Source organism: Mycolicibacterium houstonense (assembly GCF_900078665.2).
Lineage (GTDB): Bacteria > Actinomycetota > Actinomycetes > Mycobacteriales > Mycobacteriaceae > Mycobacterium > Mycobacterium houstonense.
This window is the reverse complement of record NZ_LT546207.1, coordinates 1,419,787-1,442,261: the sequence shown is the minus strand read 5'-3', so window position 1 is coordinate 1,442,261 and position 22,475 is coordinate 1,419,787. Positions and strand designations below refer to the sequence as shown.

General features: G+C 68.0%; 20 protein-coding genes and 3 pseudogenes. 11 read left to right on the top strand and 12 right to left on the bottom strand.

The features are described from left to right. The coding region (locus BN4332_RS07235; protein ID WP_066897829.1) for an SDR family oxidoreductase at positions 1 to 1,454 on the bottom strand (1,454 nt) is incomplete at its 3' end. Between the two features lie 67 nt (positions 1,455 to 1,521). Further along, positions 1,522 to 1,875 (bottom strand): oxidoreductase, encoded by a 354-nt coding sequence (locus BN4332_RS07230; protein WP_066897827.1) that lies wholly within the window; start codon positions 1,873 to 1,875, stop codon positions 1,522 to 1,524. Between the two features lie 215 nt (positions 1,876 to 2,090). Between BN4332_RS07230 and BN4332_RS34185 the strand changes: the two are divergent. Then, positions 2,091 to 2,267 (top strand): annotated as a pseudogene (locus BN4332_RS34185) (biotin/lipoyl-containing protein); the annotation flags it as partial. Then, positions 2,261 to 2,992: pseudogene (locus tag BN4332_RS34180) on the top strand (lytic transglycosylase domain-containing protein); the annotation flags it as partial. The pseudogenes BN4332_RS34185 and BN4332_RS34180, both read left to right, overlap by 7 nt. Before the next feature lie 3 nt (positions 2,993 to 2,995). Here BN4332_RS34180 and BN4332_RS07215 read toward each other — a convergent pair. Together BN4332_RS07215 and BN4332_RS07210 are read right to left on the bottom strand one after the other, a co-directional pair. Next, the gene (locus BN4332_RS07215; protein ID WP_066897828.1) at positions 2,996 to 4,732 is read right to left on the bottom strand and encodes an SDR family oxidoreductase; all 1,737 of its coding nucleotides are present in this window, start codon (positions 4,730 to 4,732) and stop codon (positions 2,996 to 2,998) included. Positions 4,733 to 4,799: 67 nt separating this feature from the next. Next, on the bottom strand, positions 4,800 to 5,153 hold the full coding sequence (locus BN4332_RS07210) for an oxidoreductase (protein WP_066897827.1): 354 nt from the start codon (positions 5,151 to 5,153) through the stop codon (positions 4,800 to 4,802). 227 nt (positions 5,154 to 5,380) lie between these two features. Here BN4332_RS07210 and sucB point away from each other — a divergent pair. Beyond that, a pseudogene (gene sucB, locus BN4332_RS07205) lies at positions 5,381 to 6,279 on the top strand (2-oxoglutarate dehydrogenase, E2 component, dihydrolipoamide succinyltransferase); the annotation flags it as partial. 25 nt (positions 6,280 to 6,304) lie between these two features. Next, positions 6,305 to 7,213: a TIGR01777 family oxidoreductase gene (locus BN4332_RS07200; RefSeq protein WP_066897825.1), complete on the top strand. Its 909-nt coding sequence runs from the start codon at positions 6,305 to 6,307 to the stop codon at positions 7,211 to 7,213. Here the strand turns inward: BN4332_RS07200 and BN4332_RS07195 are convergent. Then, positions 7,210 to 7,431, bottom strand: coding sequence for a hypothetical protein (locus BN4332_RS07195; protein ID WP_066897824.1), 222 nt, complete (start codon positions 7,429 to 7,431; stop codon positions 7,210 to 7,212). The two genes, BN4332_RS07200 and BN4332_RS07195, sit on opposite strands and share 4 nt — an antisense overlap. Before the next feature lie 92 nt (positions 7,432 to 7,523). On the opposite strand from BN4332_RS07195, the gene lipB reads away from it, so the two are divergent. The 3 genes from lipB to BN4332_RS07180 are packed head-to-tail and all read left to right on the top strand — an operon-like array spanning position 7,524 to position 9,913. Continuing rightward, positions 7,524 to 8,207 carry a lipoyl(octanoyl) transferase LipB gene (lipB, locus tag BN4332_RS07190; protein ID WP_066897823.1) on the top strand — a complete coding sequence of 228 codons (684 nt, stop codon included), beginning with the start codon at positions 7,524 to 7,526 and terminating at the stop codon, positions 8,205 to 8,207. Between the two features lie 4 nt (positions 8,208 to 8,211). Next, entirely contained in the window at positions 8,212 to 9,156 is a 945-nt protein-coding gene (gene lipA / locus BN4332_RS07185; protein ID WP_066897822.1) for a lipoyl synthase, read from the top strand. Between the two features lie 4 nt (positions 9,157 to 9,160). Beyond that, positions 9,161 to 9,913, top strand: a complete 753-nt coding sequence (locus BN4332_RS07180) for a DUF4191 domain-containing protein (protein ID WP_066897821.1) — start codon at positions 9,161 to 9,163, stop codon at positions 9,911 to 9,913. Between the two features lie 23 nt (positions 9,914 to 9,936). Here the strand turns inward: BN4332_RS07180 and BN4332_RS07175 are convergent, their stop codons facing one another. Then, positions 9,937 to 10,422 carry an RDD family protein gene (locus tag BN4332_RS07175; RefSeq protein WP_200820275.1) on the bottom strand — a complete coding sequence of 162 codons (486 nt, stop codon included), beginning with the start codon at positions 10,420 to 10,422 and terminating at the stop codon, positions 9,937 to 9,939. A 155-nt stretch (positions 10,423 to 10,577) separates the two neighbouring features. Here BN4332_RS07175 and glnA (BN4332_RS07170) point away from each other — a divergent pair, with 155 nt between their 5' ends. The 4 genes from glnA (BN4332_RS07170) to BN4332_RS07155 all read left to right on the top strand — a co-directional run bounded on the left by glnA (BN4332_RS07170) (position 10,578) and on the right by BN4332_RS07155 (position 13,494). Next, positions 10,578 to 12,014 (top strand): type I glutamate--ammonia ligase, encoded by a 1,437-nt coding sequence (gene glnA / locus BN4332_RS07170; protein ID WP_066897820.1) that lies wholly within the window; start codon positions 10,578 to 10,580, stop codon positions 12,012 to 12,014. A gap of 233 nt (positions 12,015 to 12,247) precedes the next feature. Then, complete coding sequence (locus BN4332_RS07165) at positions 12,248 to 12,574, top strand: darcynin family protein (protein WP_066897819.1); 327 nt, start codon at positions 12,248 to 12,250, stop codon at positions 12,572 to 12,574. A gap of 46 nt (positions 12,575 to 12,620) precedes the next feature. Next, the gene (gene dtd, locus BN4332_RS07160) at positions 12,621 to 13,052 is read left to right on the top strand and encodes a D-aminoacyl-tRNA deacylase (protein ID WP_066897832.1); all 432 of its coding nucleotides are present in this window, start codon (positions 12,621 to 12,623) and stop codon (positions 13,050 to 13,052) included. 31 nt (positions 13,053 to 13,083) lie between these two features. Beyond that, complete coding sequence (locus tag BN4332_RS07155; protein WP_066897818.1) at positions 13,084 to 13,494, top strand: DoxX family protein; 411 nt, start codon at positions 13,084 to 13,086, stop codon at positions 13,492 to 13,494. Here the strand turns inward: BN4332_RS07155 and BN4332_RS07150 are convergent. The 6 genes from BN4332_RS07150 to BN4332_RS07125 form a co-directional block, all read right to left on the bottom strand. After that, the gene (locus BN4332_RS07150; RefSeq protein WP_066897817.1) at positions 13,491 to 14,348 is read right to left on the bottom strand and encodes a TIGR03619 family F420-dependent LLM class oxidoreductase; all 858 of its coding nucleotides are present in this window, start codon (positions 14,346 to 14,348) and stop codon (positions 13,491 to 13,493) included. The two genes, BN4332_RS07155 and BN4332_RS07150, sit on opposite strands and share 4 nt — an antisense overlap. Next, entirely contained in the window at positions 14,345 to 14,974 is a 630-nt protein-coding gene (locus BN4332_RS07145) for a PaaI family thioesterase (protein ID WP_066897816.1), read from the bottom strand. The genes BN4332_RS07150 and BN4332_RS07145 overlap by 4 nt, the downstream gene beginning before the upstream one ends. Positions 14,975 to 15,041: 67 nt before the next feature. Beyond that, positions 15,042 to 17,888 (bottom strand): bifunctional [glutamine synthetase] adenylyltransferase/[glutamine synthetase]-adenylyl-L-tyrosine phosphorylase, encoded by a 2,847-nt coding sequence (locus BN4332_RS07140; protein WP_096866848.1) that lies wholly within the window; start codon positions 17,886 to 17,888, stop codon positions 15,042 to 15,044. 34 nt (positions 17,889 to 17,922) lie between these two features. Further along, a complete protein-coding gene (glnA, locus tag BN4332_RS07135) occupies positions 17,923 to 19,263 on the bottom strand; it encodes a type I glutamate--ammonia ligase (protein ID WP_066897815.1) in 1,341 nt (446 codons plus the stop codon). A gap of 51 nt (positions 19,264 to 19,314) precedes the next feature. Continuing rightward, entirely contained in the window at positions 19,315 to 20,814 is a 1,500-nt protein-coding gene (locus BN4332_RS07130; protein WP_066897814.1) for an alpha/beta hydrolase, read from the bottom strand. A gap of 118 nt (positions 20,815 to 20,932) precedes the next feature. Beyond that, on the bottom strand, positions 20,933 to 22,447 hold the full coding sequence (locus BN4332_RS07125; protein WP_200820274.1) for an alpha/beta hydrolase: 1,515 nt from the start codon (positions 22,445 to 22,447) through the stop codon (positions 20,933 to 20,935). Positions 22,448 to 22,475: the final 28 nt, after the last annotated feature.

The following is a 22,475-nucleotide window of genomic DNA, read 5'->3' as shown; positions in this document are numbered from 1 at the left end:
AAACCGACTCCCGCCGCGTCCAATTCGGCGCGCAGGCAGTCGGAGAACATGAACACCGCGGCCTTGCTGGTGGCGTAGGCGTTCATCGATGCCGACGGCGAGTAAGCGGCCATGGACGCCACGTTGACGATGTGGCCGCCGGTACCGCGGTCGACGAGCCGGCGCGCGAACGACCGGCAGCAGTTGACGACGCCGCCGAAGTTCACGTCGAGCACCCGGTCGTACTGGTCGGCGGGCGTGTCGAGGAACTTGCCGCCGTGGCCGATCCCGGCGTTGTTGACCACCACGTCGGGCACACCATGCGTGCTGCAGACCTGTTCGACGAAGCTCTCCACGGCGTCGGCGTCGGCCACGTCCAGCTGGTACGGATGTGCCACTCCGCCGCGCGCCGCGATCTCGTTGGCGGTGGACTTGGCCGCGCCTTCGTCGATGTCGCTCACCACGACCTCGGCACCCCGGGCGGCGAAGGCAAGCGCGGTGGCCCGACCGATGCCGCTACCCGCGCCGGTCACCGAAACCAGTGTGTCGCCGAAGGATTCACGCGGCCGACCGACCTGCGCCCGCCGCAGCCCCCGAGCCGCGGGCGCGCCCTCGATGTGATCGATCAGTTCGGCGGTGGCGTTGGCGATGGCGCGCCAGTGCGAGAACGGCGCCCAGTGCCCGGCCTTGAGGTCGCGGCGCCACAACAGCGGCACCCAGGTGGACGCCTCGTCGTAGCCGTGCCCGCGCACCACGGGATCGTGGTCATTGCAGATCAGCTGAACCGGCACCGTCACGTAGTGGTCGCTGCGCAGCGTGGTGAACGAGCGAATCGCGTTGGCGCGGTAGATCTTCAACCCGTTCGCCGCGTCGATGTCGAGTGTCTCGGACTGGAATTTCGGCCCGGCGGTGTCGATGGCCTGCAGCCGGCGGGCCGCACCGCGGCGCATCAGCGCGGGCGCGACGACGGGAACCGAGAACGGGATCCAGTAGCTGAACCGCGACGCCAGGTTCACCGCCTTGGCGAACCGGATCGGGCGGTACGGGCGGGCCAGCCTGCGACGCACGAACGACCCGTAGTGGTCGGTGCTGGGCCCCGAGACCGAGGTGAAGGACGCCACGCGTTCGGAGGCCTCGGGGCGGCTGAGGTACTCCCACACCCCCACCGATCCCCAGTCGTGGGCCAGCACGTGCACGGGCTTCCCGGGGCTCACCGCGTCGATCACCGCGGACAGGTCATCGGCGAACCGGTCCATCCGGTAGGCCCTGACGGCCTTGGGCACATCGGAGGCGCCGGCGCCGCGGTTGTCGTAGCGCACGATGTGGAACCGATCGCCCAGCTCACCGGTCACGCCGTTCCACAGCACATGTGAGTCCGGCCAGCCGTGTGCCATCACCAGCGTCGGCCGTTGCCGATCGCCTTGTTCGTAGACCGCGATGCGAGTCCCGTCCGAGCTGACGACGAAGCGCTGCATGGCTCACCCTCCAGGAGATACCTGTGACGATAGGTAACCAATACCGGAGGTATCGGTTGTATCGACTCTAGCGGTCGTCGAGTTCCCTGCGCACGGCGCGTTGCCGTTCGATCCGCCGGCGCGCGTCGTAGTCCCGCATCCGCTGCGGATAGCCGACCTTCTGCACGTCGTAGACGGGGATCTGCAGCCGGTCGCTGAGCCGGCGCGCCCCGGCCTCGCCGCCGGCGCGGCGCCGGGTCCATTCCCCGTCGGCAGCAACCAACACCACCGTCACCTCGGTGACCGTGGTGCGCGGTTCGACGAACGCCTCCACGCCGGTGTGCCCGGCCACCCACTGCTGCAGATACCGCAGATCCTCGGCCCGGTCGGCGCTCGAGCCACGCGCCGGCCGGCCCCGGCGAAACGCATCGAACAGCCCCAACGGAACGGTCTCCTCAGCTCTGGGGAAGTTCGGCGAACTGCCCTGCAAACCCTGATTCGATAGTGCCAGAGCGTGCGCCACCCTGAGTGAGTGCGAATGGTGCTGCAGTGACAGGATGGTTCCGACAATCCATCTAGGTGCCGTACCCAGTGCACCTAGCTGTGGTAAGCCAGAGTTCGAGTCGTCACAAGTGACCGTCCGAGGAGTCAATACACATGGCCATCTCCGTTCAGATGCCCGCACTAGGTGAGAGTGTCACTGAGGGGACCGTCACCCGTTGGCTTAAACAGGAGGGTGACACCGTCGAACTCGACGAGCCGTTGCTCGAGGTTTCCACGGACAAGGTCGACACCGAGATCCCATCTCCGGCCGCGGGCGTGCTGACGAAGATCGNGTGGCCGACGAGCGGGTCCTGCGCAACCCGTCGACACCGGAGCCGGCCCGCACCGAGGCCGCCCGCCGCCAGCAGGTGGCCTACCGGGCCATCGGTCGTCATCCCGAGTGGGACAGCATCATCCGGCCCCGTATCCCCGCCGAGCTCATCGCGTTCTACGACCACAACGTCGACGCGCGGCGACAGCTCGCCACGCTGGCCGAACCGCGGGACACGTTGCCCGCGTGGCGTATCGAACCGCCACCGCCGGCGGACCTGCTGCTCGATTCCTACCGTGAGACCGAGGCCGCCTCCGGCGTGGGCTGGAACTACCTGGCCGCGATCAACCTGATCGAAACGCATTTCGGCAGTGTGCGCGGCACCAGCCTGGCCAGGGCGCAGGGGCCGATGCAGTTCATGCCGTCCACGTTCGCCGCCTACGGCGCGGGCGGTGACATCAACTCGCCGCGCGACAGCATCCTCGCCGCCGGGCGATACCTGGCCGCCAACGGGTTTGCGAACGACCCCGACCATGCCCTGTTCCGGTACAACAACGCCGACGAGTACGTGCGTGGCGTGCACGCCTATGCCGCGGCGCTCGCGGCCGATCCGGCGGCGTTCGGCGCGTTCTACCGCTGGGACGTCTACTACGTCACCACGGCAGGCGACGTGCTGCTGCCGATCGGGTACGCGGCCGAATCACCCATTCCGGTAGGCGAATACCTCGCCACCCATCCGCAGTAGCGGCTAGAGCGATCCGGACCGTGCGGCCCGGCGCAGCACCGACGGCACCAGCCGCGCCACCCCGTAGGCCGCATACGCCTCCGGCGTGACCGGGCGGACGGCCTTGCCCTTCTCGACCGCGGCGACGATGGCCTTGGCCACCTTGTCCGGCCCGTATCGACGCGCGGCGAAGGCCTTCTTGGTGCGGGCCCGCAGCCGGTCGACCTGGTCCTGCTGATCGGCGGGCACGTCGAAGCGCGTGGTGTCGATGATGTTGGTGTCGATGACCCCGGGGCAGATCGTGGTCAAACCGACTCCCGCCGCGTCCAATTCGGCGCGCAGGCAGTCGGAGAACATGAACACCGCGGCCTTGCTGGTGGCGTAGGCGTTCATCGATGCCGACGGCGAGTAAGCGGCCATGGACGCCACGTTGACGATGTGGCCGCCGGTACCGCGGTCGACGAGCCGGCGCGCGAACGACCGGCAGCAGTTGACGACGCCGCCGAAGTTCACGTCGAGCACCCGGTCGTACTGGTCGGCGGGCGTGTCGAGGAACTTGCCGCCGTGGCCGATCCCGGCGTTGTTGACCACCACGTCGGGCACACCATGCGTGCTGCAGACCTGTTCGACGAAGCTCTCCACGGCGTCGGCGTCGGCCACGTCCAGCTGGTACGGATGTGCCACTCCGCCGCGCGCCGCGATCTCGTTGGCGGTGGACTTGGCCGCGCCTTCGTCGATGTCGCTCACCACGACCTCGGCACCCCGGGCGGCGAAGGCAAGCGCGGTGGCCCGACCGATGCCGCTACCCGCGCCGGTCACCGAAACCAGTGTGTCGCCGAAGGATTCACGCGGCCGACCGACCTGCGCCCGCCGCAGCCCCCGAGCCGCGGGCGCGCCCTCGATGTGATCGATCAGTTCGGCGGTGGCGTTGGCGATGGCGCGCCAGTGCGAGAACGGCGCCCAGTGCCCGGCCTTGAGGTCGCGGCGCCACAACAGCGGCACCCAGGTGGACGCCTCGTCGTAGCCGTGCCCGCGCACCACGGGATCGTGGTCATTGCAGATCAGCTGAACCGGCACCGTCACGTAGTGGTCGCTGCGCAGCGTGGTGAACGAGCGAATCGCGTTGGCGCGGTAGATCTTCAACCCGTTCGCCGCGTCGATGTCGAGTGTCTCGGACTGGAATTTCGGCCCGGCGGTGTCGATGGCCTGCAGCCGGCGGGCCGCACCGCGGCGCATCAGCGCGGGCGCGACGACGGGAACCGAGAACGGGATCCAGTAGCTGAACCGCGACGCCAGGTTCACCGCCTTGGCGAACCGGATCGGGCGGTACGGGCGGGCCAGCCTGCGACGCACGAACGACCCGTAGTGGTCGGTGCTGGGCCCCGAGACCGAGGTGAAGGACGCCACGCGTTCGGAGGCCTCGGGGCGGCTGAGGTACTCCCACACCCCCACCGATCCCCAGTCGTGGGCCAGCACGTGCACGGGCTTCCCGGGGCTCACCGCGTCGATCACCGCGGACAGGTCATCGGCGAACCGGTCCATCCGGTAGGCCCTGACGGCCTTGGGCACATCGGAGGCGCCGGCGCCGCGGTTGTCGTAGCGCACGATGTGGAACCGATCGCCCAGCTCACCGGTCACGCCGTTCCACAGCACATGTGAGTCCGGCCAGCCGTGTGCCATCACCAGCGTCGGCCGTTGCCGATCGCCTTGTTCGTAGACCGCGATGCGAGTCCCGTCCGAGCTGACGACGAAGCGCTGCATGGCTCACCCTCCAGGAGATACCTGTGACGATAGGTAACCAATACCGGAGGTATCGGTTGTATCGACTCTAGCGGTCGTCGAGTTCCCTGCGCACGGCGCGTTGCCGTTCGATCCGCCGGCGCGCGTCGTAGTCCCGCATCCGCTGCGGATAGCCGACCTTCTGCACGTCGTAGACGGGGATCTGCAGCCGGTCGCTGAGCCGGCGCGCCCCGGCCTCGCCGCCGGCGCGGCGCCGGGTCCATTCCCCGTCGGCAGCAACCAACACCACCGTCACCTCGGTGACCGTGGTGCGCGGTTCGACGAACGCCTCCACGCCGGTGTGCCCGGCCACCCACTGCTGCAGATACCGCAGATCCTCGGCCCGGTCGGCGCTCGAGCCACGCGCCGGCCGGCCCCGGCGAAACGCATCGAACAGCCCCAACGGAACGGTCTCCTCAGCTCTGGGGAAGTTCGGCGAACTGCCCTGCAAACCCTGATTCGATAGTGCCAGAGCGTGCGCCACCCTGAGTGAGTGCGAATGGTGCTGCAGTGACAGGATGGTTCCGACAATCCATCTAGGTGCCGTACCCAGTGCACCTAGCTGTGGTAAGCCAGAGTTCGAGTCGTCACAAGTGACCGTCCGAGGAGTCAATACACATGGCCATCTCCGTTCAGATGCCCGCACTAGGTGAGAGTGTCACTGAGGGGACCGTCACCCGTTGGCTTAAACAGGAGGGTGACACCGTCGAACTCGACGAGCCGTTGCTCGAGGTTTCCACGGACAAGGTCGACACCGAGATCCCATCTCCGGCCGCGGNGCGGCTCCGGCACCGGCCCTGGCGCACCTGCGCGGAACCACGCAGAAGGCCAACCGGATCCGCCAGATCACGGCGAAGAAGACCCGCGAATCGCTGCAGGCGACCGCGCAGCTGACGCAGACCCACGAAGTCGACATGACCAAGATCGTGGCGCTGCGGGCGCGCGCGAAGTCGGACTTCGCCGAGCGTGAGGGCGTCAACCTCACCTACCTGCCGTTCATCGCTCGCGCGGTGATCGACGCCCTCAAGATCCACCCGAACGTCAACGCCAGCTACAACGAGGACACCAAGGAGATCACCTACTACGACGCCGAGCACCTCGGCTTCGCGGTCGACACCGAGCAGGGCCTGCTCTCCCCGGTGATCCACAACGCCGGTGACCTGTCGCTGGGTGGGCTGGCCCGGGCCATCGCCGACATCGCCGCGCGGGCCCGGTCGGGCAACCTCAAGCCGGACGAGTTGGCCGGTGGCACGTTCACCATCACCAACATCGGCAGCCAGGGCGCCCTGTTCGACACCCCGATCCTGGTTCCGCCGCAGGCGGCGATGCTGGGCACCGGGGCCATCGTCAAGCGCCCGCGGGTGATCTCCGACGAGTACGGCAACGAGTCGATCGGTGTGCGGTCGGTGTGCTACCTGCCGCTCACCTATGACCACCGGCTGATCGACGGCGCCGACGCCGGCCGGTTCGTCACCACCATCAAGCGCAGGCTCGAAGAAGCCGCATTCGAGGCCGACCTCGGGCTGTAAGAACCGTTAGGAGGGGTTCCCCACTGTGGCGGACGCCGTCATCGCGATAGCGGGATCGTCCGGTCTGATCGGTTCGGCGCTGGTAACGGCACTGCGCGCCGCCGATCGCCGGGTACTCCGGATCGTTCGCAGGGCACCATCGAACGGCGACGAGCTGTTCTGGAATCCCGACACCGGGGAATTCGACGCCGGGGCGTTGCGCGGCGTCGACGCCGTGGTGAATCTGTGCGGCGTCGGTGTCGGCGACAAGCGTTGGTCGGGCGCCTTCAAGCAGAGCCTGCGCGACAGCCGCATCGGCCCCACCGAGGTGTTGGCCGGCGCGGTGGCCGACGCCGGGGTGCCGGTGCTGATCAACGCGAGCGCCGTCGGCTACTACGGGGATACCCGGGACCGGGTCACCGACGAGTCGGCACCCGAAGGGACCGGTTTCCTGGCCCGGTTGTGCGCGGACTGGGAGGCGGCCACCGCACCGGCCGTCGCCGCCGGGGCCCGGGTGGTGCTGCTGCGCACCGGGCTGGTGATGGGCCCGTCCGGTGGCATGCTGAGCCGGCTCAAGCCCTTGTTCTCCCTCGGCCTGGGTGCCCGGCTCGGCAACGGCCGCCAGTACATCCCGTGGATCAGCCTGGAGGACGAGGTCCGGGCGGTGTTGTTCGCGATGGCGAACGAAAACCTCTCGGGCCCCGTCAATCTCACCGGGCCGGCTCCGGTGACCAATGCCGAGTTCACCGCGGCACTAGGCCGGGCCCTCAACCGGCCCACCCCGGCGATCGTGCCGGGATTCGTGCTGCGCACGCTGCTCGGCGAGATCGCCGATGAGGGGTTGCTCATCGGGCAGCGTGCCATCCCAGCGGCCCTGGAACGTGCCGGGTTCACGTTCCACCACAACACCGTCGGCGAAGCGCTGGCCTACGCCACCGCGCCGCCCAGGGACTAGCGACCCGACGTGGCCCTGTAGTTTTCGATCACGGTCAGTGCGTCGTCGAAGGTCCGGTCCATCGACGTGAGCGATATCGCGATGTCACCGCCGGTCAGCAGCCGGTTGGTCCGGCTCAGCCGACCCACCGGCGTCGTCGACGGGAACCGTTGCGGGTCCGCCAGGTGCAGCATGATGAAGTTCTGGTAGCGAAGAGCAACGTGGTCAACAATCGCCACACCGAATATCGGGCAGACAATTCCGGCACCGTCCGACCCTATTCGGCGTCAACCCCTGCACCGGGCAGCAATTTCGCGCGCGAGTAGCGTGGATGATCATGGCAGCATCCATCCGCTCGGCGACTGCTCCCGTCGAGGTTCGCCGCCTGGGCACGATCGATTACGAAGCCGCCTGGGCCCTGCAGCGCGAGATCGCCGACGCGAGGGTGGCCGGCGGCCCGGACACCCTGCTGCTGCTGGAGCATCCGGCCGTCTACACCGCGGGCAAGCGCACCGAGCCGCACGAGCGCCCGATGGACGGCACTCCCGTCGTCGACACCGACCGGGGCGGCAAGATCACCTGGCACGGTCCCGGCCAGTTGGTCGGCTACCCCATCATCGGGCTGACCGAGCCACTGGATGTGGTGAATTTCGTTCGCAGACTGGAAGAAGCACTCATCACGGTGTGCGCAGATCTCGGCCTGCAGGCCGGCCGGGTCGAGGGCAGATCGGGCGTGTGGGTGCCCGGCGACGGCCTGCGTCCGGCCCGCAAGGTCGCCGCGATCGGCATCCGGGTGTCGCGGGCGACGACCCTGCACGGCTTCGCGCTGAACTGCGATTGCGATCTGGGCGCGTACTCATCGATCGTGCCGTGCGGGATCACCGACGCCGGTGTGACGTCGCTGACCGCCGAACTCGGCCGACGCGTCACGGTCGACGAGGTCACCGACCGGGTGGCCGCGACGGTGTCCGACGCGCTGGACGGCCGGCTCGAGGTAGCTCTGAACGTAGGATGAATCTGTGACTGTCGTGCCGGAGGGACGCAAGCTGCTTCGCCTGGAGGTCCGCAACGCGCAGACCCCGATCGAACGCAAGCCGCCGTGGATCAAGACCCGGGCCAAGATGGGCCCGGAGTACACCGAACTCAAGGGCCTGGTGCGCCGCGAGGGGCTGCACACGGTGTGCGAGGAGGCCGGCTGCCCCAACATCTTCGAATGCTGGGAGGACCGCGAGGCCACGTTCCTGATCGGCGGCGAGCAGTGCACCCGGCGGTGCGACTTCTGCCAGATCGATACCGGCAAGCCGACCGAACTGGACCGCGACGAACCGCGACGGGTCGCCGAGAGCGTGCAGGCCATGGGGCTGAAGTACTCGACGGTGACCGGGGTGGCCCGCGACGACCTGCCCGACGGCGGGGCGTGGCTGTACGCCGAGACGGTCCGTCAGATCCATGCGCTGAACCCGAACACCGGCGTCGAGCTGTTGGCCCCCGACTTCAACGGCAACCCCGACCAGCTGGCCGAGGTGTTCGAATCGCGCCCAGAAGTGTTCGCGCACAACCTCGAAACGGTGCCGCGGATCTTCAAGCGGATTCGCCCGGCGTTCCGCTACGACCGCAGCCTCGACGTGATCACCGCCGCCCGCAACTTCGGCCTGGTCACCAAATCGAACCTGATCCTCGGGATGGGCGAGACCATCGAGGAGGTGCACACCGCGTTGCGTGATCTGCACGACGCCGGTTGCGACATCGTCACCATCACCCAGTACCTGCGCCCGTCGCCCCGTCACCACCCGGTCGAACGCTGGGTGCATCCCGACGAATTCGTCGAGCTGTCGAGCTATGCCGAGGGCCTGGGATTCGCCGGCGTGCTGGCCGGGCCGCTGGTGCGCTCGTCCTACCGCGCGGGCCGGCTCTATGCGCAGGCCGCACGGGTTCGGTTCGCAGATCAGCCCCCCGTATCCTGAAGTAATGGCGAAAACCCGCAATGCCGCAGAAACGAAGGCGGCAAAGGCCGAGGCGAAGGCTGCCCGCAAGGCCGCCTCCAAGCAGCGGCGCAGTCAGCTGTGGCAGGCATTCCAGATCCAGCGCAAAGAGGACAAACGCCTGCTGCCGTACATGATCGGCGCGTTCGTGCTGATCGTGGCTGCCGCTGTGGTCGCCGGGGTGCTCATCGGCGGGTTCACGATGTACACGCTCATCCCGCTCGGTGTGGTGCTGGGCGCACTGGTCGCGTTCATCATCTTCGGTCGCCGGGCCCAGAAGTCGGTGTACAAGAAGGCCGAGGGCCAGACCGGTGCCGCCGCGTGGGCGCTGGACAATCTGCGCGGTAAGTGGCGCGTCACCCCCGGCGTCGCCGCGACGGGACATTTCGACGCGGTGCACCGGGTGATCGGCCGTCCCGGCGTGATCTTCGTCGGCGAGGGTTCGGCCACCCGCGTCAAGCCGCTGCTGGCGCAGGAGAAGAAGCGCACCGCACGCCTGGTCGGCGAGATCCCGATCTACGACATCGTCGTCGGCAACGGCGAGGGCGAGGTCCCGCTGTCCAAGCTGGAGCGGCACCTCAACAAGCTTCCGGCGAACATCACGGTCAAGCAGATGGACTCGATCGAGTCCCGGCTGGCCGCGCTGGGCACCAAGACCGGCCCGGCCGGTCTGCCGAAGGGCCCGATGCCTGCCGGCGCGAAGATGCGCGGTGTGCAGCGCACCGTGCGCCGGCGCTGACCCTGCCGCTCAGCCCCCGAACGCTAGCGGCGCACCACCGCGGTGAACGTCAGGCGGTCGTGCAGCCCGCGCAGATCACTGTCGGAAACCAGCGGCGGGATCACCAGCGCGATCAACACCACCCGCAGGAATGCGCGCACGATGCCGATCCGGTCGCGGCCGTCGGCCGGCACCACCACCAGCCCCACCGCAAGCTGGCCCGGCGTGAACGAGAACAGCCGCACCGCGACCGTGCCCAGCACCATCCAGATCACGAGCACCGCCGTGGACAGCAGCGCCAGCGACACCAGGCCCAGGGCCATCGCCAGCCCGGCCAGCCCGTAGGCCACCAGCCAGTCGATGCAGAGTGCGCCGAGCCGCCGTCCCATCCGGGCCAGCGAACCCGGACCCGATTCGGGCAAGCCGAGTCGTTCACCGGGGTACTTTCCCTGGGAATCCCGCCCGTCCTCGCCGTCGCCGGCGTCGAAAGGTCCGGGTCCGGACAGCCAAGTTCCCATCGTGCGCGCCATAGGGCCAGAATAGGCGGGGTCGGTTACGTGGCTGCCGGTAGCTCATGTCACACGGAACCGGCATTGCGTAACTTCCGCGCAACATACGGTTGATGACTGCGCAACATCGTGTCCTTAGCGTCAACCCGCGGGTTACCAGTAAAGGAGAACACTCAGTGGCAGAAAAGACGTCCGACGACATCTTCAAGCTGATCAAGGACGAAAACGTCGAGTACGTCGACATTCGCTTCTGCGATCTGCCCGGCGTCGTCCAGCACTTCTCGATCCCGGCCTCGGCGTTCGATGAGAGCGTCTTCGAGGACGGCCTGGCCTTCGACGGCTCGTCGGTCCGCGGCTTCCAGTCGATCCACGAATCCGACATGATGCTGCTGCCGGATCCCGACACCGCGCGCATCGACCCGTTCCGCGCCGCCAAGACGCTGAACCTGAACTTCTTCGTGCATGACCCGTTCACCCGCGAGGCGTACTCCCGCGACCCGCGTAACGTCGCCCGCAAGGCGGAGAACTACCTGGCCAGCACCGGCATCGCCGATACCTGCTACTTCGGTGCCGAGGCCGAGTTCTACATCTTCGATTCGGTGAGCTTCGACTCCCGGATGAACGGCACCTTCTACGAGGTGGATTCGGAGTCCGCGTGGTGGAACACCGGCGAGCCCGCCGAGGCCGACGGCTCCCCAAACCTCGGCTACAAGGTCCGCCCCAAGGGTGGCTACTTCCCCGTCGCCCCGTACGACCACTACGTCGACCTGCGCGACGAGATGTCGACCAACCTGATCAACGCCGGCTTCACCCTGGAGCGCGGCCACCACGAGGTGGGCACCGCCGGTCAGGCCGAGATCAACTACAAGTTCAACACGCTGCTGCACGCGGCCGACGATGTGCTGCTGTTCAAGTACATCATCAAGAACACCGCATGGCAGAACGGCAAGACCGTCACCTTCATGCCCAAGCCGCTGTTCGGTGACAACGGTTCCGGCATGCACGCCCACCAGTCGCTGTGGAAGGACGGCAAGCCGCTGTTCCACGACGAGTCCGGCTACGCAGGCCTGTCCGACATCGCGCGCCACTACATCGGCGGCATCCTGCACCACGCCCCGTCGCTGCTGGCGTTCACCAACCCGACGGTGAACTCCTACAAGCGTCTGGTGCCGGGCTACGAGGCCCCGATCAACCTGGTGTACAGCCAGCGCAACCGCTCGGCCTGTGTCCGTATCCCGATCACCGGCAACAACCCGAAGGCCAAGCGCCTCGAGTTCCGCTGCCCGGACAGCTCGGGTAACCCGTACCTGGCGTTCGCGGCCATGCTGATGGCAGGCATCGACGGCATCAAGAAGAAGATCGAGCCGCTGGCCCCGGTCGACAAGGACCTCTACGAGCTGCCGCCGGACGAGGCCGCCAACATCCCGCAGGCGCCCACCTCGCTGGCCGCGGTCATCGACAAGCTCGAAGAGGATCACGAGTACCTCACCGAGGGTGGCGTGTTCACCGAGGACCTGATCGAGACCTGGATCTCCTACAAGCGGGAGAACGAGATCATGCCGATCCAGATCCGGCCTCACCCGTACGAGTTCTCGCTCTACTACGACGTTTAGTCGGCACCGCCGACGCGACGTCTAGTCGGCACCGCCGACGCGACGTCTAGTCGGCACCGCCGACACGACAGATTGTGGCCCTCGGCTCTTGCCGGGGGCCACAGTCTTAGGCTAACCTAACTCTGCGAGCACGTCAGCTCGCGGTGCTGACAACCTCACAGGTCAACGGAGAGATTCGTTGACCTTTTCGTTTCTCTCCAGCCGTATTCACAGATGAGAGAACGAGGTTCACCATGTTCACGGTTTTCATGTTGGTCAAGACCAATCCGGAATGGCTCGGATTCCCGGTGGCCAAACGCTTCGACGAGCTGGCCCGGCACCTGCAGCCGATACTCGATCGGCACCCCGCAGTGAACTTCCGTTGGTACGACACGGAGTTCTACACCGCCAGGGTCACCGACCTGTTGCTGTGGGAGACCAGCGATCCGCACGAGTATGAGCTCGCGGTCGAGGAGCTCCGCGAAACACCACTGTGGGACCGCTATTTCACCATCGTCGAAATCCTCCCTGGAGTCGCCAACGCCTACGCCGACAACTACGGCAGATCCGCCCTCGGGTAGCCACCCGACCGGCGGCCCGCCCGGCGCCGGCAGCACAATGGACCGCATGCGGGTTCTGGTGCAGCGGGTGACGTCGGCGCGGGTCACGGTCGACGGTGACGTCGTGGGCGCAATCAATCCAGCGCCCCAGGGCCTGCTCGCCCTGGTCGGGGTGACCCATGACGACGATGCGGCCAAGGCCCGGCGGATGGCCGAAAAGCTCTGGCAACTAAGAATTCTCGACGGTGAGAAGTCCGCATCCGACGTTGCTGCGCCGATCCTGGTGATCAGTCAGTTCACGTTGTACGCCAACACCGACAAGGGCAGGCGGCCGTCGTGGAACGCCGCCGCCCGCGGCCCGGTCGCCGAGCCGCTGGTGGATGAATTCGCCGATGCGCTCACGCGACTGGGTGCTGTTGTGCAAACGGGAGTTTTCGGGGCGCACATGCAGGTGGAACTTGTCAATGACGGACCGGTAACGGTGTTGCTCGAGCTGTGAGCTTTCCGCGCACTCGGCGTATTGTCAGCCCATGACGACCAATCTGGACAACCGCCTCGGCTCACTCGCACCTGCCGCGCTCAGCTTGTTCCGCATCGTGTTCGGTCTTCTGTTCACCATTCACGGGGCATCGAAACTCTTTGCCTGGCCCGTCGATTCCGGAGGTGGCGCCGTTCCGGTCGGCACCTGGCCGGTCTGGTACGCCGGCGTCCTCGAACTGGTGCTCGGCCTGCTGATCTTGGTCGGCCTGTTCACCCGCATCGCCGCGTTCATCGCGTCCGGCCAGATGGCCGTCGCCTACTTCTGGCAGCATCAGCCGAATGGCCTGTTGCCGTTGGAGAACGGTGGCGAGCCCGCGGTGCTGTACTGCTTCGGCTTCCTGCTGCTCGCCGCGATCGGCGGCGGCGCCTACGCGGTCGATGCGGCTCGCAACAAGACCTAATCCAGGGCGAGGTCTTTGCGGAACCGCTTCAACCCGTCGATCTTCTCGGGCAGTGTGGCGCCGGGGCCGGCGTAGAACATCCACGGCATGGTGATGATGCCCTGGATTCCGCCGGACTCCGCGCGCGCATAGTGCTCGGGCGTGAAGGCGTCGGTGAGCGGCGTGATGATGGTGAAATCGTCCATCGCCAGCCCGTTTTCGGCCCGCAGTTGGCGTAGGCGCTCGACCCGCTGCAAGGCGGCGTCGGTGGAGATCAGGTCGCCGATCCAGCCGTCGTGGCGCGCCGCGCGACGCAGCGCGATGTCGGAAAGACCGCCGACGTAGATCGGGATCGGCGGCGGCGTGGGCTCCATCTCGAGCCGCGGCGTCGAGTAGAACTCGCCGGAGAACTCGGTCCACCCCGGTTCCCACAGCTTTTTCATCAAGGTGAGCATCTCGTCGGTGCGCCTGCCGCGGCGCGCGAACTGCTGCCCCAGCAGTTCGAACTCCTCCTCGCACCAGCCGACCCCGATGCCGAGTTCGAGCCGTCCACCGGCCAGATAGGCCGCGGTCCCAATGGCTTTGGCGGCCGAGTACGGGTCACGCATCGCGGGCAGATAGACCGTGGTGACGAACTTCAGCCGGGTGGTCACCAATGCCAGCGCCCCGATCATCACCCACGGATCCGGCCAGTCGGTGAACGCCTCCCAGCGCCGCTTTCCGTCCTTGGTGTACGGGTACGGTGTGCGCAGCGTCTCCAGGTTCACCACGTGATCCGGGATGCCCATCCCGTCGTAGCCCAGATCGTCTGCCGCCCTGGCCACTTCGACGGCCTCCCGGGTGTCCATGAAGGCCATGCTGACGTAGAACTTCATCCGGCGTCCCGGGCCCAGGCCGGCGTGATGAAGACGCCTTCCGCCTCGACGGTGATCCCGTCGGCGTCGCTGATATGGCCCCGCGCAAAGGTTTTGACGCCTTCGGTCCGGTCGATGAAGGCCTCGGCACGCAACGGCCCCAGCGGTGTGCCGCGGTTGTACCGGCACGTGATGGTGCCGGTGTAGCGCGGCTCGTTCAAACCGCCGCTGGCCACCTCACCGAGAATGTGGTCGAGCACCAGCGCGCAGATCCCGCCGTGGACCCAGCCCAGCGGACCTTCGTAGGCCGCCCCCAGCTCGAATTCACTCCAGCAGCTGCCGTCCTCGGCGTGCTCGATCACCAATGGCGGGGCCAGTGCGTTGCGCAGCCCGACGACGGGGTTGGCCCACACCACCGGGCGGTTCGTCTCGGCGTGCAGGATGGCCTGGGGGCCGTCGCGCTGTTCACGGCGCAGCGAGGCGGTGACGGCCTGAACGGCCGCGGTCGCATCCGCGATGGTCTGCGCGTCCACCTCGGTGCGCACTCCGGCGTCCACGAGTTCGCGCATCGCGCGGGCGAACGGCTCGTAGAGCGCTTCGAGGCGATCGTGCTCGGCCGCGGTGATGACGTCGAACGTGTGCTGCATCCGGACTCCCAGTGAATTGGTTATACGCCCTTATTAACACCACGCACTGCGACGTCCTGCAGCGGGGCTACTCCCCGCCGAAAATCTTGCGGACCACACCCTTCGCCCGCCGCGTCACCCGCAGATAGTTGTCCAGGACCTCCCCGCCGTCATCGCTGCCCCATCCGGCTGCCAACGCCACCGCGTTGAGCTGACGGCCCGGCCCGGGCAATTGGTCGGTGGGCTTGCCGCGCACCAGCACCAGCGCGTTGCGCGCCCGGGTGGCCGTCAGCCAGGCCTCGCGCAGCAGCTCCACGTCGCTCTCGGCCACCAGTTCGGCCGCGCCGATCGCGTCGAGCGTCTGCAGAGTCGAGGTGTTGTGCAGCGCAGGCACCTCGTGCGCGTGGCGCAGCTGCAGTAGCTGCACGGTCCACTCGATGTCGGCCAGCCCGCCGCGCCCCAGCTTGGTGTGGGTGTTGGGGTCGGCGCCGCGGGGCAGCCGTTCGGCGTCCACCCGCGCCTTGATCCGACGGATCTCCTGCACCGCCTCGGCCGAGACCCCGCCCGAGGGATACCGGGTCCGGTCGGCCATCAGCAGGAAACGTTCGCCGAGTTCCAGATCGCCCGCCACCCGGTGGGCCCGCAGCAGCGCCTGGATCTCCCACGGCTGGGCCCATTGCTCGTAATACGTCGCATACGACGCGAGCGTGCGGACCAGCGGCCCGTTACGCCCCTCGGGACGCAGCCCGGTGTCGACCTCCAGTGGCGGATCGGCGCTCGGCGTTCCCAGCAGGGCCCTGACCTGTTCGGCGATGCTCACCGACCAGCGCACGGCCACCGAGTCCTCGACTCCTGAGGCCGGCTCGCAGACGAACATCACGTCGGCGTCCGAGCCGTAGCCCAGTTCCCCGCCACCGAGCCGGCCCATGCCGATCACCGCGATGCGCGCGGGCACACCGGATTCGGGTGTGTTGGCCCNGATCCCGCGCACCGGGTCGGGATGCCTGCCCGCCGATGCCACCAGCGCGCGGGCCACGCTGTCGGGATCGCCGTCGAGCAGCTTCGGCCCGTTGGGCCCGTCCGCGTACAGCTGGATCACTTCGGGGGCACGCATCAGCAACTCGGGAATGTAGGCCGAGGTGCCCAGGATCTGCATCAGCCGCTTGGCCACCGCCCCCTCGTCACGAAGGGTCGACAGATACCAGCGCTGTTCGGCCAGCTCGTCGCTGATCCGGCGGTAGGCCAGCAGGCCGGCATCCGGATCGGGGGTGTCCGACAGCCAGTCCAGCAGGGTCGGCAGCAGCACCTGCTGCACCGTTCCACGCCGTCCGCTCTGGCTGGTGAGGGCGGCCAGGTGGGTCAGTGCGCTCTGCGGCCCCTCGTAACCCAGTGCGGCGAGCTGACGTTCGGCCGCCTCCGCACTCATCCCGGCGCCGATGCCGACCGCGGGCTGGCCCACCGATTCCAGCAGCGGTTGATAGAAGAGCTTGGCGTGCAACCGCGACACCCGCATGCTCTGCCGTTTGAGTTCCTCGCGCAGCACCCCCTGAGCGTCGTGGCGGCCGTCGGGCCGGACGTGCGCGGCGCGGGCCAGCCAGCGGTAGGCCTCGTCGTCCTTGTCATCGGGCAGCATGTGGGTGCGTTTGAGCCGCTGCAGCTGCAGCCGGTGTTCGAGCAGCCGGAGGAACTCGTACGACGCCGTCATGTTGGCGGTGTCGTCGCGCCCGACGTAACCGCCCTCGCCGAGGGCGGCCAGCGCGTCGACCGTGGACGCCACGTGCAGTGCCTCGTCATTGCGGCCGTGCACCAATTGCAGGAGCTGGACGGCGAATTCGACGTCGCGCAGCCCGCCGGTGCCCAGCTTGAGTTCGCGGGCCCGCACCCCGGCCGGGACGAGCTCCTCGACGCGCCGGCGCATGGCCTGGACCTCGGGGACGAAATCCTCGCGTTCGCACGCCGTCCAGACCATGGGCATCAGCGCGTCGACATAGGCCTGTCCGAGTTCGGGGTCACCGGCGGCGGGGCGCGCCTTGAGCAGCGCCTGGAATTCCCAGGTCTTGGCCCAGCGCTGGTAGTAGGCGATGTGGGAGTCCAGTGTCCGGACCAGTTGCCCGCGTTTGCCTTCCGGGCGCAGCGCGGCGTCGACCTCGAAGAAGGCGTCGGCGGCGAACCGCATCATCTCCCCCGCCACCCGGGTGGCCGCGGCCAGATTGTCGCCGGTGTCTTCCCCGACGAAGATGACATCGACATCGCTGACGTAGTTCAGTTCGCGCGCGCCGCATTTGCCCATGGCGATGACGGCCAGCCGGGGCTCGTCGCCGTCGTCGCACACGGCCCGGGTGGCCACCGTCAGCGCCGCGCCCAGCGCGGCATCGGCGAGGTCGGACAGGTGGGCGACCACCTCGACGAACGGCAGCACCGGCTCGTTCTCGACGGTCGACGCCACGTCGAGTGCGGCCAGCACCAGCAACCGGTCGCGGTAGAGGTCCCGCAGCGGGGGCACGGCACTGCTTGTGCCCCGGTCGATCTCGGCGTCGCGGGCGGCGGCGGTGAAGATGTCCCGCAGTTCGGTGGCACCGGGAAGTTGGACGGCGCCGGCCAGCAGCCGCCAGGACTCCGGATGGGCCACCAGGTGATCACCGAGCGCCAGCGAGGAGCCCAGCACGCCGAACAACCGGCCCCGCAGGGCCCGGTCCGTCAGCAGTTGGCGGTTGAGCTCGTCGGCTCCGGCTCCGAGGGCATCGGCCAGGCGCACCATGGCCAGCAGCGCGATGTCGGCGTCAGGGGCGCGCGACAGCGACCACAGCAGTTCGACGTGCGCCTCGGTGTTCCAGCCGAGCTGTTCGAGTTCGGCGGCCGCCTGCGGATGGACCAGCCCGAGCCGACCGACGCTGGGCAGTTTCGGGCGATCGGTCGCAGGTTTCGGCACGTTCACGACGGTAGCGCACGGCTACCCCCCGCCGTGTTCGCTACAGCGACAGATAGTTCTTCAGCTCATACGGCGTGACGTGGCTGCGGTAGTTCTCCCACTCCGCGCGCTTGTTGCGCAGGAAGTAGTCGAATACGTGCTCCCCCAACGCTTCCGCGACGAGTTCGGAGTTCTCCATGGCCTCCAGCGCGTTGCCGAGGCTGGACGGCAGCTCCCGGTAGCCCATGGCGCGGCGTTCCTCGGCCGTCAGGCTCCAGACGTTGTCCTCGGCCTGCGGGCCCAGCACGTAACCCTTCTCCACGCCGCGCAGGCCGGCCGCCAGCAGCACCGCGAAGGTGAGGTAGGGGTTGCAGGCCGAATCGGGGCTGCGGACCTCCACGCGGCGCGACGACGCCTTGCGTGGGGTGTACATGGGCACCCGCACCAGGGCCGAGCGGTTGGCCGCGCCCCAGGAGGCGGCGGTGGGTGCCTCGCCGCCGTGCACCAGACGCTTGTAGGAGTTCACCCACTGGTTGGTGACGGCGCTGATCTCGCTGGCGTGTTCCAGGATGCCCGCGATGAACGACTTGGCGACGTCGGACAGCTGCAGCGGGTCGTCGGGGCTGTGGAAGGCGTTGGTATCGCCCTCGAACAGGCTCATGTGGGTGTGCATGGCCGAGCCGGGGTGCTCGGCGAACGGCTTGGGCATGAACGAGGCCCGGACACCGTCGGCCAGGGCGACTTCCTTGACCAGGTAGCGGAAGGTCATCACGTTGTCGGCCATCGACAGCGCGTCGGCGTAGCGCAGGTCGATCTCCTGCTGGCCGGGCGCGCCCTCGTGGTGGCTGAACTCCACCGAGATGCCCATCTGCTCCAGGGCCTCGATGGCGTGCCTGCGGAAGTTCGGGGCCGAATCATGCACGGCCTGGTCGAAATAGCCGCTGTTGTCGGCCGGGATCGGCACCGAGCCGTCGTCCGGGCCGGGCTGCAGCAGGAAGAACTCGATCTCGGGGTGCACGTAGCAGGTGAAGCCGAGGTCGCTGGCCTTGGCCAGCTGACGGCGCAGCACGTGCCGGGAGTCGGCCCACGACGGTGAACCGTCCGGCATGGTGATGTCGCAGAACATCCGCGCCGAGTAGTGCTTTCCGGTGCTGGTGGTCCACGGCAACACCTGGAAGGTGGACGGATCGGGCCGCGCGACGGTGTCCGATTCCGAGACGCGGGCGAAGCCTTCGATCGAGGAGCCGTCGAACCCGATGCCTTCCTCGAAGGCGCCTTCGAGTTCGGCGGGCGCGATCGCTACCGATTTCAGGTAGCCGAGCACGTCGGTGAACCACAACCGAACGAACCGGATATCGCGTTCCTCCAGGGTGCGCAGCACGAATTCCTTCTGGCGGTCCATGAGCGCAGCGTAGGCATCGGCTGTTAATTCTGTGTTACAGCCCTGGAAGAGTTAGCAGGAGAGGTTGCCCGGGGAGGCTTGGTTGACCAAGAAGTTCAGCACCGCGGTGTCGACGCAGGCGTCCCCGTTGAACACCACGGTGTGTTGGACACCGTCGAACGAGATCAGGTCTGCTCCCATTTGCCGGGCCAAGTCGACGCCGGCCTGATACGGCGTGGCCGGATCTCCCGTGGTGGAGACCACGACGACCTTGCCCGGTCCGGGGCCGGTGACGGGGTGCGGAACCGACGTCGCGGGCACCGGCCACAGCGCGCAGATGTCACGCGGCGCGTACCCGGTGAATTCGCCGTAGGCCAGGAACGGGGCGGCCTCGCGAAGTTGTCGATCGGCGTCGGCCCACACGGCCGGGTCGGTGGGGAACGGCGTGTCGACACATCGAATCGCGGTGAACGCATCCTGCTGGTTGCGGTACCGACCAGAACTGTCGCGGTGCCAATAGTCGTCGGCGAGCAACAGGAGGTCTCCGGCGTCGGTGCCGCGCGCGAGTCCGAGCAGCCCGCTGGTCAGGTAGGGCCAGTACCGCGCGGAGTAGAGCGCGTTGCCGGTTCCGGTGATCGCGTCGGCGTATCCGAGCCCGCGCGGGTCGGAGGTGGCGCCGGGCGATGCGACGAGTGGGTCCACCAGCTGGTGGAAACGGTCGACGAACCGGGCGGGGTCGGTGCCCAGCGGGCAGTCCGTCGATTTCGCACAGTCGGCCGCGTAGCTGTCGAAGGCTTTCTGGAAGCCGGCGAGCTGGCGGACGTTCTTGGTGATCGGATCCAGGCTGGGGTCGATGGCACCGTCGAGCACCATGGTGCGGACCCGGTCGCCGTAGCGTTCGGCGTAGGCGGCTCCCAGCTCGGTGCCGTAGGAGAACCCCAGATAGTTGATCTGGTCCTCCCCCAACGCGATCCGCACCGCTTCCATGTCACGGATCGCCGAAGCGGTGCCGACGTTGGCCAGAAACGGTGCGCCCATGCGGTCCAGGCACTGCTGCGCGAACTGACGGTAGAGGCTCTCGATGTGGGCGACCCCGGCCGGGCTGTAGTCGGCCATGGGTTCGCGGCGGTACGCGTCGATCTCGGCGTCGGTGCGGCAGCGCAACTCGGGTGTGGAATGCCCGACGCCGCGCGGATCGAAGCCCACGAGATCGAAGCGATCGGTGAGTGGCGAGCCAGCCAGTGCGGCGCCCATGCCCGCGACGGTGTCCACTGCCGAGGCGCCGGGACCGCCCGGGTTGATCATCAACGTGCCGATCCGGTCACCCGTGGCCGGTATCCGGATCACCGCCAATTGCGCTTGTGCGCCTTGCGGATCCGCGGAGTTCCAGTCCACCGGTACCGGCACGGTGCGGCATTGCGCCGTCGGGATCGCGGCCGGCTCTTGCACCCACTGGGCGCAACTTCCCCATTCCGGCCCCGATCCCGGCGCAGCGTCGGCAACCGGTCCTGCGAGCGGGCTCATCACCGCGGTCGCACCGAGCAGTGCCGCGGCGAGCATCCTCACCCTCATCGCCCGCCCGCCCACCGCACGGCTGTCATGTTCGCACGGCTGCCACCACCGGGGCTGCGCCTGAGGCCGACCAGAAATCGGCCGGAGACCATCCGGTGACCTTGTCGCTGCGACTTGCTCAGCAGCGGGTGCCCGCAGGCGGCACCGTCACGTCCACGAGGTAGGTGGCGGCGATGTCGTCGATGCACTTGTTGCCCTGGAACACCACGGTGTGCTGGGTGCCCTCGAAGGTGACCAGCGTGCCGCCGAGCTGACGCGCCAGGTCGACGCCGGCCTGGTACGGGGTGGCCGGATCGTTGGTGGTCGAGACGATCAGCGTCGGGGGCAGGCCCTTCACCGAAATCTCGTGCGGCTCACTGGTCGGCGGCACCGGCCAGAACGCGCAGGTGCCCAGCGGCGCATGCCCGGTGAACTCGCCGTAGCTCATGAACGGCGCCACCTCGCGGGCCCGGCGGTCCTCCTCGACCACGGTGGCCCGGTCGGTGATGGCCGGCTTGTCGACACAGTTCACCGCGACGCGCGCGTCGGTCGAATTGTTGTAGTGGCCCTTGGCATCTCGGCCCATGTAGAGGTCGGCCAGGGCCAGCATCACGTCACCGTTGCCCTCTTTGAGCCCGTTCAGGCCGTCGGTCAGATGCCGCCACAGATTCGGTGAGTACAGCGGCAGGATGGTGCCGACGGTGGCGTCGCTGTAGCTCAGGCCACGCGGATCACGGGTCTCGGCGGGGTGCTGCACGAGCGGGTCGACCAGGCTCTTGTACACCTCGACGGCCTTGGCCGGGTCGGTTCCCAGCGGGCAGTCGGGGCTCTTGGCGCAGTCGGCGGCATAGTCGTCGAACGCCTTCTGGAACGCCGCTGCCTGGCGGATGTCTTCCTCCACCGGATCGGCGTTGGGGTCGACGGCGCCGTCGAGGATCATCGCGCGGACCTTGTCCGGGAACTGCTCGGCGTAGGTCGCGCCGATCCGGGTGCCGTACGAGTAACCCAGGTAGGTCAGCTTGTCGTCGCCGAGCGCGACGCGGATCGCGTCCAGATCCTTGGCGACGTTCTCGGTGCCGACGTTCTCCAGGAACTCGGTGCCCATCTTGTCGACGCAGCGCTGGACGAACTGCTTGGTCTCGTTCTCCAGGTGCTCGACGCCTTCGGGGGTGTACTCCACCGTGGGGTCCGCACGCAGCCGATCGTTGTCCTCGTCGGAGTTGCACCACAGCGCGGGCGTGGAGGACCCGACGCCGCGCGGGTCGAAGCCGACGATGTCGAAGCGGTCCTTGACCGACTGCGGCAGCCCGGGCAACAGGGAGACGGCCGACTCCACCCCGGATTCGCCGGGGCCGCCGGGGTTGATCACCAGCGAGCCGATCTTCTGACCCGCGGCCGGGAAGCGGATCATCGCCAGCCGGGCGACCTCGCCGTCGGGGTTGGCGTAGTTCACCGGCACCGACAGCATCCCGCATTCGGCGCTGTCGGGGATCTGCATGTGGTCACCGGAACCGGCGTTGCAGGGCAGCCATTGCACCGGCGTACCGGGCCGTGGGACGGCGACCCGGGCCTGCCCGTCGACCACCTGGGTGCACCCCGCCGCGGCCAGCGCGGTGACCGCGAGCAGCGCGCCGAACCTGATCCTGAACGTCATGGCTGACCATGGTGCCATGACAAGACAT